Source organism: Pseudaminobacter soli (ex Li et al. 2025), assembly GCF_029892515.1.
Classification (GTDB): Bacteria; Pseudomonadota; Alphaproteobacteria; order Rhizobiales; family Rhizobiaceae; genus Pseudaminobacter; species Pseudaminobacter soli_A.
Map to the genome: position 1 here is coordinate 1,913,040 of NZ_JARXVF010000001.1, position 12,659 is coordinate 1,925,698.

Here is a 12,659-nt window from a genome sequence, read left to right on the forward strand (position 1 = left end):
GGTGCCGCGCGCCAAGCGCTATTTGACGCGGGGTTTTGCGCGCGCCGTCGCCTGCGCCGACAAGGGATCGTCGGGCCAGACATGCTTCGGATAACGGCCGCGCATGTCGGAGCGCACATCGGCCCAGGAGCCACGCCAGAAACCCGGCAGGTCGCGCGTGGTCTGGATCGGCCGATGCGCGGGCGACAGCAGCTCCAGCGTCAGCGGCACCGTGCCGCCGGCGATCGAGGGATGCTTGTCGAGGCCAAAGAGTTCCTGCACGCGGATGGCCAGCACCGGCCATTCGCCCTCATAGTCGATCGGCACGCGGCTGCCCGAGGGTGCGTCGAAATGAGTCGGCGCCAGCGCACCCAGCTTCCGCTGCAGGTCGTGCGGCACCAGCGACGAGAGCGCATCGTGCAGAACGCCCGCGCCGATGCGGGCAAAGCTGGCCTCGCCGTTGAGGAAGGGCAGCAGCCAGTCGTCGAGCGTGGCGATGAGCGCCTCGTCCGACATGTCGGGCCAGGGCGCGCCTAGGCCGGTGTGCAGCCATTGCAGGCGATGGCGCAGGATCTCGGCTTCCTTGCCCCAGTTGAGTAGCGACAAGCCGTGGGTCTTCAGCGCCTCGATGATGGCGCGGTCGGCGTCCGGACCGGAAGGTGCCGGCAGCATGCGCTCGGACAGGGTGATTGCGCCGAGCCGCACCGTCTCGCGCACGCGCACGGCGCGCTTGTCGGGATCGAAGGCGCTTTCCAGCTTCTTTTCGATGTGGTGGCCGAGCACCGCGCGGATCTCGACCTCGGAGACGGCGGCTGCGGCGGCAATGCGCGCATTCTGCGCCTTGCCCTGCATGTCGGCCACGACGAGATATGCCTCGCCGGCAAGCGGATCGGCGGCCTCCAGCATCGCGCCGCTGCCATTGGCGAGCACAAAACGGCCGCGTTCGCCGCGCGCCTTGGCAACGCGGTCGGGCCACGCGCGCAGAAGGAGCGCGCCGGCCGTTTCTGGTGCGGCGGCTTGGCCGCCGCCATTTGCTGCCCGCGCCAGCCTTTCCGCCAATTGTTTCGCCGCCACCGCGCGCGGTGATTTCTCGCCCATGAAGCGCGACAGGCGGCGCTCCAGATCGACGCTGTCGCCGCCAAGGCCGCGCTCGGTGAGCAGCACGGCGAGCCGCGCGGCTGGGAGCCCCTGCCCTTCCCGCGCCGCCTCGGCCACCATGTGCGCGAGCCGCACCGGCAAAGCGAGCTTGCGCATCGCGGCGCCGGCGTCCGTCAGCCGCCCATTCGCATCGATGGCGTCGAGCTCGGTGAGCAGCGTCCGCGCCTCTGAAAGCGCGGGCCCGGGCGGCGGGTCGAGGAAGGAAAGAGTTGCCGGATCGGCGACGCCGAAGGCAGCGCAATCGAGCATCAGGCCCGAGAGGTCGGCTTCCAGAATTTCCGGCGGCGTGAAGGCGGGAAGCGCTGCGGTCTGCTCGGCGCGCCAGAGGCGGACGGCAACGCCCGGCTCGGTGCGGCCGGCGCGGCCGGCGCGCTGGTCGGCCGAGGCGCGGGAGACGCGCACGGTTTCCAGCCGGGTGAGACCGCTGGCCGGCTCGTAGCGCGGCAGGCGCGACAGGCCGGAATCGATGACCACCCGCACGCCATCGATGGTGATGGAGGTTTCGGCGATCGCGGTCGCCAGCACCACCTTGCGGCGGCCCGCCGGTGCGGGCTTGATCGCGGCATCCTGCGTCTTGGCATCCAGCATGCCGTAGAGCGGCACGATGTCTGTATCGGCACCGATGCGGCCCTCCAGGCGCTCGCGCGTGCGCTCGATCTCGCGCTGGCCGGGCAGGAAGGCAAGCACGCTCCCGGGTTCGTCGGCCAGCGCCTCGCGCACGGCCTTGGCCATGGCATCCTCGACGGGCGTGCCGGCCGGCCGCTCCTGATAACGGACATCAATGGGAAAACTGCGGCCTTCGCTTTCGATGACCGGCACCTCGCCGAGCAGGCTCGCCACGCGCGCGCCGTCGAGCGTCGCCGACATGACCAGCAGCCGCAGCTCGGGGCGCAATGCGCCCTGCACATCGAGCGCCAGCGCAAGGCCGAAATCGCCGTCCAGCGAGCGCTCGTGGAACTCGTCGAAGATGACCGCCGAGATGCCCTTGAGCTCGGGATCGTCGAGGATCATGCGCGCCAAAATGCCTTCGGTGACGACAAGGATTTTTGTCCGCGCCGACTGCTTGCTCTCCATGCGCATGGCATAGCCGACCGTGCCGCCGGGCTCCTCGCCCAAAAGCTGCGCCATGCGGCGCGCGGCGGCCCGGGCGGCCAGGCGGCGCGGCTCCAAGAGCAGGATCTTGCCACCGCCCAGCCAGGGCGCTTCGAGCAGCGCCAGTGGCACCAGCGTGGTCTTGCCAGCACCTGGCGGCGCTACCAGCACCGCGCTCGATTTGGTGGCGAGCGCATCGGCAAGCGCCGGCAGGACGACGGTGACGGGAAGCTCGGGCAGGTTTTTCGGCATTACTCGGTCCCGATCCGGATGACGGCGCCGCCGGCAGCTTCGGCGTCGGCCTCGTCATGCGTCACCAGCAAAACCGGCAGGCCACCGGCCCGCGCCTTCGAAAACACCAGCTCGCGGATCTGGCCGCGCAGGTTGGCGTCCAGCTTGGAAAAGGGTTCGTCCAGCAGCAGCATGCGCGGCGAGGACAGCAGCGCCCGCGCCAGCGCCACGCGCGCCTTCTGCCCGCCCGACAGCGTGTCGGGATCGCGCGCGGCCATGCCGCCGAGGCCGACGCCTTCGAGCGCCGCCTCGGCGAGCGCTGTGCGCGCGGCCTTGCCCTTCACGGTTTCAGGAATGGCGAAGACGAGATTGCCGCCGACCGACATGTGCGGAAACAGCAGCGGATCCTGGAACAGGATGCCGGCGTGGCGATCCTCGGCCGGCAGGGCGGTGAGCTCAATGTCGCCGGAGAAGACGCGGCCGGACGCCTGGAAGGCCGGGGGCAAAAACCCGCCGATATAGGCGAGCAGCGAGGACTTTCCCGAGCCGGACGGCCCCATGACGGTAAGCACTTTGCCGGGCGCGACGCTATGCGTGACCGAAACGAGCCTGTGCCCGTTCAGCGCGATCGTCACATCGTCCAGAAAGAGCCCGTTTTCGGCCATCACCCCAACCGGTTTTTTTTGCTGCCTGCCGCGCTGGCGGAGGTTGTCACACCCGCATGGCGCGGCGGTGCCGGAATATCAGCGCGGGCAGGATCGTTGCAACCGCAAAGCCTATCGCCGGCAGCACCATCTGCACGAAGGCATAGACACCGATGATGCGGCGGTTGCCGCCCGAGGCCAGCGCCACCGCCTCAGTGGTGATCGTCTCCAGCCGGCCGGCGCCGATAAGCACGGTGGGCAGATAGAGCCCGATGGAGACCGCGAAGCCGACAGCAGCCGCGACCAGTATCGCGCGCAGCAGCATCGGCAGCCGGACGGAGACGAGCGTTTGCAAGCGCGATTTGCCGAGCCCTGCAGCGACCGCCTCGAAGCGCGGGTCGAAGGCGCGCCAGGGATCGGCGAGCGACAGGAACACATAGGGCATGACGAAGACGAGATGCACCAGCACCAACGCGGGCAGGCTGGCGACCGTGCCGGTGACGACGAAGAGAAGCTGTAGCCCGAACAGGAAGGCGACCTGCGGCACGATCAGCGGCAGATATATGAGCCACATCGCGCGGCGGCCGGCGATGCGGCCGGTACGGTTTTCGTTGACGAGGCAAAGCAGGGTCAGCGCCACCGCAATCAGCGTCGAGAGCGTGGCGACCAGCAGCGTGACGCCAAGCGGGCCGGCTATGCGGGGTGCTGCGGCGATCCAGCTTTTGAGGACAAAACTGTCGGGCAGCGCATTGGGGAATTGCCACAGCCCGGCGACCGACCACAGCGCCAGCGTGGCCAGGCCCGCGAAGGTGAAGAGCGCGGCCAGGAACATGCCGGCAAAGGCGGCGCGCCCTGCCCACGCATCGCTGCGAAAGCGCAGGCCACGCGCGCAGGCGTGGTCGCGCAGCCATGCACCAAGCCGCTCGAGCCCGATCCAGAGGAGGATGGCTGCGGCGGTCACGGCAAGCTGCAGCAACGCGCCGGCGGAAGCGAAGAAGCGCATCGACAGTTCGGGATCGTTCATCCAGTGCAGCAGCCGCACGGCGAGCGGCGCGGGCGTGGTGGGGCCGAGGATGATGGCGACATCGACGACCGAGCTCGAGAAGGCGATGACGGCAAAGACCGCCAGCCTGATCTGGCGATAGAGCGGCGGCCAGATGCCGTAGGCAAAACCGGCGATGCGGCCATAGCCGAGCGAGGCAGCGAGGCGGCGTGTGCGGAAAAGATCGACCTGCGGCAGCGCGGCGAGCGCGATAAGCAGCAGGAAGGGGATTTCCTTCATCACCAGCCCCGCCATCATCGAGATCGCAAGCGGGTCGTTGACGATCAGCAGGTCGGGGGGCTGTTGCCAGCCGGTGAGGCCGGGCGAGACCAGTCGTGCGAGCATCCCCGACGGTGCGATGAGGAAAGCCAGCCCGAATGCGGCCGCGGCATGCGGCACCGACAGGAGCGGCGAGACCAGATGCTGGATGCGCGAGAAGGTTTTGGACCCGGCAAAGGCGGCGATGAACAGCGCGACCGTGGCGAGCGAGATGGCGGCGGTGATCAGACCGGGGATGAGGCTGAGCAGAACCGAGGCGGTAAGGCCGGGCTGAGAGAGAAGTTGCATGACATGCGCGAGCGTAAAAGCCTCGCCGCCCAGCGCCGGCAGGTAGCCGAACGCCGGCAGCAGCGTGCCGGCAAGCCCGGCGAGGATCGGACCGGCCAAGAGCAGGATCGCCAGCGGCGGGCCGAGCCGGGCTAGCATGGCGATGAGCCAGAAGATGGAGGCGCTCTACGTTGCCCCCATCTGGCCTGCCGGCCATCTCCCCCACAAGGGGGGAGATCAGCTGTCATCGCGGCTTTCGCCAATCTCCGGTGGTGGAGAACGGGCGGTGTCGCCAAAGCTGCCAGTCTCCCCCCTTGTGGGGGAGATGGCCGGCAGGCCAGAGGGGGGCGCCGTCCCGCCAACAGAAATCGCAGTCCCGCCAACCGATCAACCACCTCGCCGGCCCCTAATCCCCCACCCCGTAGCGGCGTTTCCATTCCGCCTCCAGGCGCACCATCCAGCTCGGATGCGGCTCGTCAATGGCCGGGCCGAGCTCGTCCGGCTTCAGCGTGGCAATGCCGAGATCGAGCGCGTCGAAGCGGGCGCGGTCGGCGGCGTCGAGCTTGGCCATCGAAAGCACGGTCGGGTCGCCCCACACTTTCGGGTCCTGCTTGCGCGCCTGCGCCTCGGGCGACAGCAGGAAATCGGCCGCCACCAGCGCGCCGGCCTTGGCCGAGGCGTTGTAGGGAACCGCGAGGAAATGGGTGTTGGCCAGCGTGCCGGCCGGGAAGGTGAAGGAGCGCACAGTGCCGGGCAGCTCGCCATTGGCGATACCGCTCGAAGCCTCCGACGGATTGAAGGCGAAGATGATGTCGAGCTCGCCATCGGCCAGAAGCTGCTTCATCGCCGGGTAGTTTTGCGGATAGGCGCGGCCCGCGCGCCAGAGCACAGGCTTCAGCTCGTCGAGATAGGCAAAGAGCGGCGCCGTGACCTGATCGAACGACGCCTCATCGACCGGCTTTTGCAGCACCGAGCGGTCGGCCACCAGCTCGGACAGCACCTGCTTTAGGAAGGACAGGCCCATGAAATCCGGCGGCTGCGGATAGGAGAAGCGCCCCTGATGCGCCTTCGCCCAGGCGAGCAATTCCTTGGCTGATTTCGGCAGACTGGCGGGATCGGTGCGCGCCGTGTCGTAGAAGAAGACCAGCTTGGCCATGCCCCAGGGGCTCTCCAGCCCCTCGACCGGGACGGTGAAATCGGTGCGAATGGTCGGCTTGTTCTCGACGTCGACATATTTCCAGTTGGGCAGTTTTTCGGCCCAGCCGGGCGACATCAACAGGCCCTGTTGTTTCATGGCGGCAAAGTTCTCGCCATTGATCCAGATGAGGTCGACGGTGCCGTTCTCGTTGCGGCCGGCGGCCTTCTCGGCCACCACCTTGGCGACCGCATTGGCGGTGTCGTCGAGCTTCACATGGACGAGCTTGACGCCATAGCGTTTCTGCAGCTCGCCGCCCGCCCATTCGAGATAGGCGTTGATGTTTTCCGACCCGCCCCAGGCGTTGAAATAGACGGTCTCCCCCTTGGCCTCTGCCAACACCTCGTCCCATTTCGCCGGATCGGGATTGCCGGCCAGCGCCTGAAGCGTCAGCGCACATACGGATATCGCAGCCAGAAGCAGTCGTTTCATCGAATTCCCCCTTCGAAATGGCGTCCCCTGCCCGCAAGATTGAGCATTTTGCGCGAAATCCGGTCAATGCGCGACGTCCCCGCCCGTGCTCACTTCGGCGTGAGAAATGTGGCAAAGGCGCTACGTTCTGCATTGCGCCCTGCCCTCGGCGGCGGATGACTTGCCATGACTTGTCTGATAATACCGACAAATTATTCAGACATTCGTCAATCCGTCATGCAAATCGCCTATGGCATCGGCGCAGGCGAGGAAAACACCATGCGTTATGCGATTTATTTCACCCCCGGCCCCGACGATGCGCTGACCCGCATCGCAGCGAACTGGCTTGGCCGTGACCCCTTTACCGGTGTGATCCACGAGGCGCCGGCGACCGAACAGTTGTCGGCAAACGAAGTTGCCTTCCACACTGCCGCGCCGCGCCGCTACGGCTTCCACGCCACGCTGAAGGCACCGTTCCGGCTGGCCGAGGGCGAAACCGAAGCCTCGCTCGACCAGGCGCTGGCCGACTATGCCGCAACCGTGGAGCCGGTGGTGCTGCCGCGCCTCGTCGTGGGCCAGATCGACGGCTTCTTCGCGCTGGTGCCGGGCGAATTCTCGCCCGCGCTCAACCTGTTCGCCGGCGACGTCGTTTCGGCCTTCGACCGCTTCCGCGCGCCGCTGACCGAAAGGGAGATCGAGCGCCGCAACCCCGATTCCCTCACCCAGGCCGAGTTCCAAAATCTCTGCCAGTGGGGCTACCCCTACGTCTTCGACACTTTCCGCTTCCACATGACGCTGACCGGCCGCGTGAATGGCGAGGACAGCACGAAACTGCGCGCGAGCATCGACGCGATGTTCGCCGAAGAACTCGACCGCCCCTTCGCCGTGAACGGGCTAGCCCTATTTGTCGAGCGCGAGCCCGGTGCCCCCTTCATGGTACACTCCCACCATGCGCTCGGCCGCCAGACCCAAAGAAAGACCGCCTGAGATGACGACCGAAACGACATTGACCAATGCCCGCATCGTGCTTGCCGACGAGATCGTCGACGGCTCGGTGCTGATCCGCGACGGCAAGATCGCCGATGTCTCCGCCGGCAACGTCCGGACGGGCGACGATATGGAAGGCGACTACGTCATCCCCGGCCTGGTTGAGCTGCACACCGACCACCTTGAAGGCCACTATGCGCCGCGCCCGAAAGTGCGCTGGAACCCGATCGCCTCGGTGCTGGCGCATGACGCACAAGTTGCCACCGCTGGCATCACCACGGTGCTCGACGCGCTGCGCGTGGGGCTGGACATCGATTCGGACATCACGGCCGTCGACATGCGCAAGCTGGCCGACGCCATCGAGGACAGCGTGCGCAACGACCGCCTGCGCGCCGACCATTACATCCACCTGCGCTGCGAGGTTTCGGCGCCCGACTGCCAGAGCGGCTTCGAGCTGTTCCGCGGCGACGAGCGCGTGCGGCTGGCCTCGCTGATGGACCATGCGCCGGGACAGCGCCAGTTCGCCAGCTTCGAAGCCTATGCCGTCTACTACATGGGCAAGATGAAGATGACGGAGGAGCAGTTCCGCGCCTATTGCGAAAAGCGCATGGCGCAGTCGGCCGTTAATTCCGGCCCGAACCGGGAAGCGATCGCTGCCGCCTGCCACGAGCGCAGCATCGTGCTGGCCAGCCATGACGACGCCACCACCGCCCACGTCGACGAGGCGATCGCGCAGGGCATCCGCGTTGCCGAATTCCCGACCACGCTCGAGGCGGCGCGCGCTTCCAAGCAGGCCGGCCTCGGCGTGCTGATGGGCGCGCCCAATGTGATGCGCGGCGGCTCGCATTCGGGCAATGTCTCGGCGCGCGAACTGGCCGAAAACGGCCTGCTCGACATTTTGTCCTCGGACTACATCCCCTTCAGCCTGATCCAATCGGCCTTCTTCCTCGGCGAAGTGGTGGACGCCATCTCGCTGCCGCAGGCCGTGGCCATGGTGTCGAAGACCCCGGCCGAAGCTGTTGGCCTCACCGATCGCGGCACAATCGAGATCGGCCGCCGCGCCGATATGGTGCGGGTGCGGGTGGACGAGCATGTGCCGGTGGTGCGCACCGTGTGGCGCGAAGGGCGCCGCGTGGCATGATGGTCTCGGCCCTCATCGAACGCGAGCAGGCAAGCAGCGCCTTTCCCGTTCGCAATGGCGTGTTCATCGCCGTCGTCGGCCCGAGCGGCGCCGGCAAGGACACGATCATGGCCTATGCGCGTGATCGCTTTGCGAGCGAGGACAGCGTCGAGTTCGTCCGCCGCGTCATCACCCGCCCTTCCGACGGCGCGACCGAAGACCATGACACGCTGACTGAGCCGGCCTTCATCGAGGCCGAGGCGCGCGGCGCCTTCGCGCTCTCCTGGGAAGCGCATGGGCTGCGATACGGCATCCCGGCAAGCGTGGACGCCACGATAACCGATGGGCGCGTGGCGATCGCCAACGCCTCGCGCGGCGCGATCCCCGCGCTGCGGGCGCGCTACGAGAACGTCGCGGTGGTGGAGATCACCGCGCGGCCGGAAATCCTGGCCGAGCGGCTTTCCGCACGCGGTCGCGAATCCCGTGAGGAAGTGCTGGCCCGGCTGGCGCGCGCAAGTGCTGTGGAGCTTTCGGGCGCGGGCGTCTCGACCATCGACAACAGCGGCGGGAAGGAAATCGCCGGCGAGCGGTTTGTCGCGATCATTCGCAAGGCCATCGCCTTTGCCGATGTGGGAAGATTCTAGTCCGGGAATTCGTCGTACTGGGGCAGGTCGTCGGTGATCTCGTGCCATTTGGCCTTCGAGCCGACGAAGATGTGCATGGACGGCCGGATGGTCGGCTCGTCCATCAGCGTGCCCATGGCGACATGGACGTAAGTCCCCTCGCGGACGACCGAATAGAGAAGCGAGCCGCATGTGCCGCAATGCACGTCGTGTGCGGCCTCGTCTCCATAGATCAAGGCAGCCTCATCGCCTTCCGTGATGCGAAGCCGGTCGCGCTCGATGCCGGCAAATGACTTGAAGGCCGACCCGGTGGTGCGCCTGCAATTCGAGCAATGGCAGTTCATCGCATAGCGGAACGCATCCGCCACCGCATATTTCACCGCCCCGCAAAGGCAGCCGCCGGTCAGCATAGGCGTGGAAACTTCGGACGTCATGGCTTTGCCCTGTTTCGAAGCCGGGAGGCTACAAAAGTTCTGGCGCGGACGACAGCGGCGATTTTTCAGCCACTATCCGCGCTCGAACGCAAATACGGCGCTCGGCCTGATATCGCCTGGCTTTGCTACACCCATGTCCGACACCGAATATTCGGCGACGACGCGAAGCCGGTCGCGCGGCAGCCAGGCCCGCCACGGATCGCCGATCAGCACCTCGATGCCGGCGTCGAGGCAGCGGTCGAGAAACGCAGTGACGCGCGCGGCCAGGCTCTGGTCGTAGAACAGGTCGCCGACGGCCACCACGTCCACGGCTGGCGGCGGGCCTGCGGTCAGGTCGGAATGGATCGCCTCCAGCGCCACGTCATTGGCGGCGGCGTTCAGCTTCAGCGCCTCGATGGCGTAGCGATCGACCTCCGCCGCAATCACCGCACTCGCGCCGGCCTTGGCCGCGGTGATGCCGACGATGCCGGAGCCGGAGCCAAGGTCGAGAACGCGGCGGCCGGCCACTACCTGCGGCCGGACGAGAATGTGCCGCGCCAGCGCAAGGCCGCCAGCCCAGCAATAGGCCCAATAGGGTGAACCGAACCCTTGCTCGTCCGCTTCGGCGAGCCGCCAAAGCCCGCTCGACGGGCCGGCCCTGTGCAGGCGGATTTCGGGAACGGCGGGCACCGGCACGACCGGCAGGTTTGCCCGTATGAATTTTTGGATATCGACGCTGTTCAGTGAAGCGGCCCTGTTGCAAAGGCTCGAATCCGAGCCACGGCAACGCTATCAAGGCCGCCGACGGTTCGCAATGCGCGGACCAGTGCCTTGGGGTGGCTACGCAAGCGAAACGACGATCTTCTTGCTCACGCCCTTCTCGGACACGTGAAAGGATTTTGTGCAGGGTTTTCCGGCGCGCTTTGCCTCGAGCAGACCGGGCAGGTCGAGGCCCTTGCTTTCCAGCGAGGCCAGAGCGGATTTGGGCATGATGGTCCTGGCAAGACCGAGGACGAAGGCGGGCACGGTGAAAGCCGTCTCGCGCTTGCCGTCGATGAATTTTTCGATCGTCAGCCTCGCCATCGTCTTCTTCATGCTCCGCGGTTTACTGCGTCGCCCATACCCCGCGGCTGCACCAAAGGCAACGTACAACCAGAGCGTCGGCGTCTCTGGACAGGCCGCCGCGATCCGCGATAGCGTCTCCTGCCTCGGCCCACAGGGTTCCGGCCGGACCATCGAACCGCGACAGGGGAGTCAAAAAAAATGCCGTCCACCGAACTGCTCGTCGCCTTCGTCGTCACGGCGGCCATCTTCGCCTTCATGCCGGGTCCAGCCATGCTCTACGCCGCCGCCCAGACCATGGCGCGTGGCAGGTGGCCCGGGCTGATGGCCACGCTCGGCATTCATATCGGCGGCTATGCGCATGTCATCGCAGCGGCGGCCGGCCTGTCGATGCTCTTCCACGCCGTGCCCTTGCTCTACATGGCGGTGAAATTCGTCGGCGCGGCCTATCTTGTCTGGCTAGGCGTCCAGCTGTTTCGCGCCAAGGCGCAGGGCGACAACGCCGCGCCTGCCGTGATCGGGCCGAAATCCGCCCGCCGCGCCTTCTTCGAGAGCATCACCGTCGAGGTGCTGAACCCCAAGACGGCGATCTTCTTCATGGCGTTCCTGCCGCAGTTCGTCGATGCTTCCGCCGCCTTGCCGGTGTGGCTGCAGTTCGTGCTGCTCGGCACCGTCGTCAACCTGATGTTCTCGTTCGCCGACGTCGTGTGCGTGGTTCTGGCCGGCTTCGTGGTCGGCCGGCTGCGGCGCTCGAGCCGCGCGCAGCGCCTGGTGCAGCGTGCCGGCGGGGCGGTGCTGGTGGGGCTCGGCGTACACCTCGCCTTGCAGCGGAGCTGAAGGTCGCCCGCACGGAGGCGGTCCCGGACATAGACCGGGCCGGTAGGTACTGGGATGCCGGAATGAAAAAAAGCGGCGCGTCAGACAATCCACGCGCCGCCCGGAAAAAAAATCAGTCTGCGTCGTCCGCCGAAGCTGCGTTGAGCTGGCCGTATTTCCCCTCGCCGATCTGGGCGAGCAGGTCGAGCTGGGTTTCGAGGAAGTCGATATGGCCTTCCTCGTCCTTCAACAGCTCCTCGAACAATTTCATGGTCACGTAGTCGCCGAGCTGCTGGCAGATCTCGCGCGATTTCTTGTAGGAGGTGCGGGCGTCATATTCGCCGGCGAGGTCGGCCTCGAGCACTTCCTTGACGTTCTGGCCGATGCGCAGGGGCGCGACCGTCTGCAGGTTGGGGTGGCCTTCGAGGAAGATGATGCGCTGGACGATTTTGTCGGCGTGATGCATCTCCTCGATGGATTCCTCACGCTCCTTCTTGGCGAGCTTGTTGTAGCCCCAGTCGTCCAGCAGTCGATAGTGGAGCCAATATTGGTTGACCGCGCCTAGCTCCAGAAACAGCGCCTCGTTAAGCCGCTCGATGACCTGCTTTTCGCCCTTCATAGCTTCTGCTCCCATATTGGACGCGCAGTTCCCTCACGCGGTCCATGTGTGAAACAATATCGGCCTCGTCTGTGGCCGAGCTTCGGTGATAATGCTCGGTAACGCGAATGATAGTTTCCACCACATTTGGGAAGCAGCCGCAACAGCGACCGCGCTTCTGAAGGGAATGATAGACCTTTGCCGGCACGATGAGGTGCCAGGGATCGGCTTCCAGAAGGTCGATGATCGCCTCCTCGATCTCCTTCTCGGTTATCAGGTTACAGTGACATACAAGCATTTCTGGCCCTGGTGGCTGACGGCGCTCTCTGGTGCCGTTCGGCGTGGGTTACGTGGTCAATCTTCGCGGATGGGGACTTGGCGGCCGTCGTCATCGCGTCTGTTCATGCGCGAGCAGGCGGGATGAGGACCGCAGAAGGAGCGCGTATGTTCGCGCATGCGCCGCAGGGCGCGGACTTGGAATACTGGACACCAGATTCCTCCAATCGAACGGGTTCAAGGCCCAGACATCAAAGGCTGCACCCTCAGGCGCGTTGCCATAAGGGGCATGAGGAAACCGAGAGTCAACAGGAATCTGGATAAAAGCCTATATAAATCAATAGTTTAGAATTGTTCTAAACTATTGATGTCAAGCTTATGGTTTTTTGCCGGCAGCAAAGTGTCCAAGGTGTTGTGCGCCACACCCTGGCTTGACACCGGCATGGCCCAGGTGCGACCCAATTGC

13 protein-coding genes are annotated in these 12,659 nt (G+C 66.0%); 4 read left to right on the forward strand and 9 right to left on the reverse strand.

The genetic code is table 11. From position 1 onward, the window contains the following. Nucleotides 1-18 precede the first annotated feature (18 nt). The 4 genes from hrpB to M2281_RS09140 all read right to left on the reverse strand — a co-directional run bounded on the left by hrpB (nt 19) and on the right by M2281_RS09140 (nt 6,319). Nucleotides 19-2,481: an ATP-dependent helicase HrpB gene (gene hrpB / locus M2281_RS09125; RefSeq protein WP_280820740.1), complete on the reverse strand. Its 2,463-nt coding sequence runs from the start codon at nt 2,479-2,481 to the stop codon at nt 19-21. Next, entirely contained in the window at nt 2,481-3,125 is a 645-nt protein-coding gene (locus tag M2281_RS09130) for an ATP-binding cassette domain-containing protein (protein WP_280820741.1), read from the reverse strand. The genes hrpB and M2281_RS09130 overlap by 1 nt, the downstream gene beginning before the upstream one ends. Before the next feature lie 46 nt (nt 3,126-3,171). Then, the gene (locus M2281_RS09135; RefSeq protein WP_280820742.1) at nt 3,172-4,851 is read right to left on the reverse strand and encodes an ABC transporter permease; all 1,680 of its coding nucleotides are present in this window, start codon (nt 4,849-4,851) and stop codon (nt 3,172-3,174) included. 247 nt (nt 4,852-5,098) lie between these two features. Continuing rightward, nucleotides 5,099-6,319 carry an ABC transporter substrate-binding protein gene (locus tag M2281_RS09140; RefSeq protein WP_280820743.1) on the reverse strand — a complete coding sequence of 407 codons (1,221 nt, stop codon included), beginning with the start codon at nt 6,317-6,319 and terminating at the stop codon, nt 5,099-5,101. A 258-nt stretch (nt 6,320-6,577) separates the two neighbouring features. On the opposite strand from M2281_RS09140, the gene M2281_RS09145 reads away from it, so the two are divergent. Genes M2281_RS09145 through phnN form a run of 3 tightly spaced genes read left to right on the forward strand, consistent with a single transcriptional unit; the run spans nt 6,578 to nt 9,049 of the window. Next, the gene (locus M2281_RS09145) at nt 6,578-7,285 is read left to right on the forward strand and encodes a DUF1045 domain-containing protein (protein ID WP_280820744.1); all 708 of its coding nucleotides are present in this window, start codon (nt 6,578-6,580) and stop codon (nt 7,283-7,285) included. 1 nt (nt 7,286) lies between these two features. Then, complete coding sequence (locus M2281_RS09150; protein ID WP_280820745.1) at nt 7,287-8,426, forward strand: alpha-D-ribose 1-methylphosphonate 5-triphosphate diphosphatase; 1,140 nt, start codon at nt 7,287-7,289, stop codon at nt 8,424-8,426. Then, nucleotides 8,423-9,049, forward strand: a complete 627-nt coding sequence (phnN, locus tag M2281_RS09155) for a phosphonate metabolism protein/1,5-bisphosphokinase (PRPP-forming) PhnN (protein WP_280820746.1) — start codon at nt 8,423-8,425, stop codon at nt 9,047-9,049. The genes M2281_RS09150 and phnN overlap by 4 nt, the downstream gene beginning before the upstream one ends. On the opposite strand, the gene M2281_RS09160 is transcribed toward phnN, so the two are convergent. From M2281_RS09160 to M2281_RS09170, 3 genes are all read right to left on the reverse strand, one after another. Then, complete coding sequence (locus M2281_RS09160; RefSeq protein WP_280820747.1) at nt 9,046-9,462, reverse strand: GFA family protein; 417 nt, start codon at nt 9,460-9,462, stop codon at nt 9,046-9,048. The two genes, phnN and M2281_RS09160, sit on opposite strands and share 4 nt — an antisense overlap. A 72-nt stretch (nt 9,463-9,534) precedes the next feature. Beyond that, nucleotides 9,535-10,185, reverse strand: a complete 651-nt coding sequence (locus M2281_RS09165; protein ID WP_280821163.1) for a class I SAM-dependent methyltransferase — start codon at nt 10,183-10,185, stop codon at nt 9,535-9,537. Between the two features lie 96 nt (nt 10,186-10,281). Beyond that, nucleotides 10,282-10,524, reverse strand: coding sequence for a hypothetical protein (locus M2281_RS09170; RefSeq protein ID WP_280820748.1), 243 nt, complete (start codon nt 10,522-10,524; stop codon nt 10,282-10,284). Between the two features lie 180 nt (nt 10,525-10,704). Here M2281_RS09170 and M2281_RS09175 point away from each other — a divergent pair, with 180 nt between their 5' ends. Beyond that, nucleotides 10,705-11,340, forward strand: coding sequence for a LysE family translocator (locus M2281_RS09175; RefSeq protein WP_280820749.1), 636 nt, complete (start codon nt 10,705-10,707; stop codon nt 11,338-11,340). Between the two features lie 112 nt (nt 11,341-11,452). Here M2281_RS09175 and bfr read toward each other — a convergent pair whose 3' ends face one another. Then, nucleotides 11,453-11,938, reverse strand: coding sequence for a bacterioferritin (gene bfr / locus M2281_RS09180; protein WP_280820750.1), 486 nt, complete (start codon nt 11,936-11,938; stop codon nt 11,453-11,455). Beyond that, nucleotides 11,904-12,215: a (2Fe-2S)-binding protein gene (locus tag M2281_RS09185; RefSeq protein ID WP_280820751.1), complete on the reverse strand. Its 312-nt coding sequence runs from the start codon at nt 12,213-12,215 to the stop codon at nt 11,904-11,906. The genes bfr and M2281_RS09185 overlap by 35 nt, the downstream gene beginning before the upstream one ends. Nucleotides 12,216-12,659 lie beyond the last annotated feature (444 nt).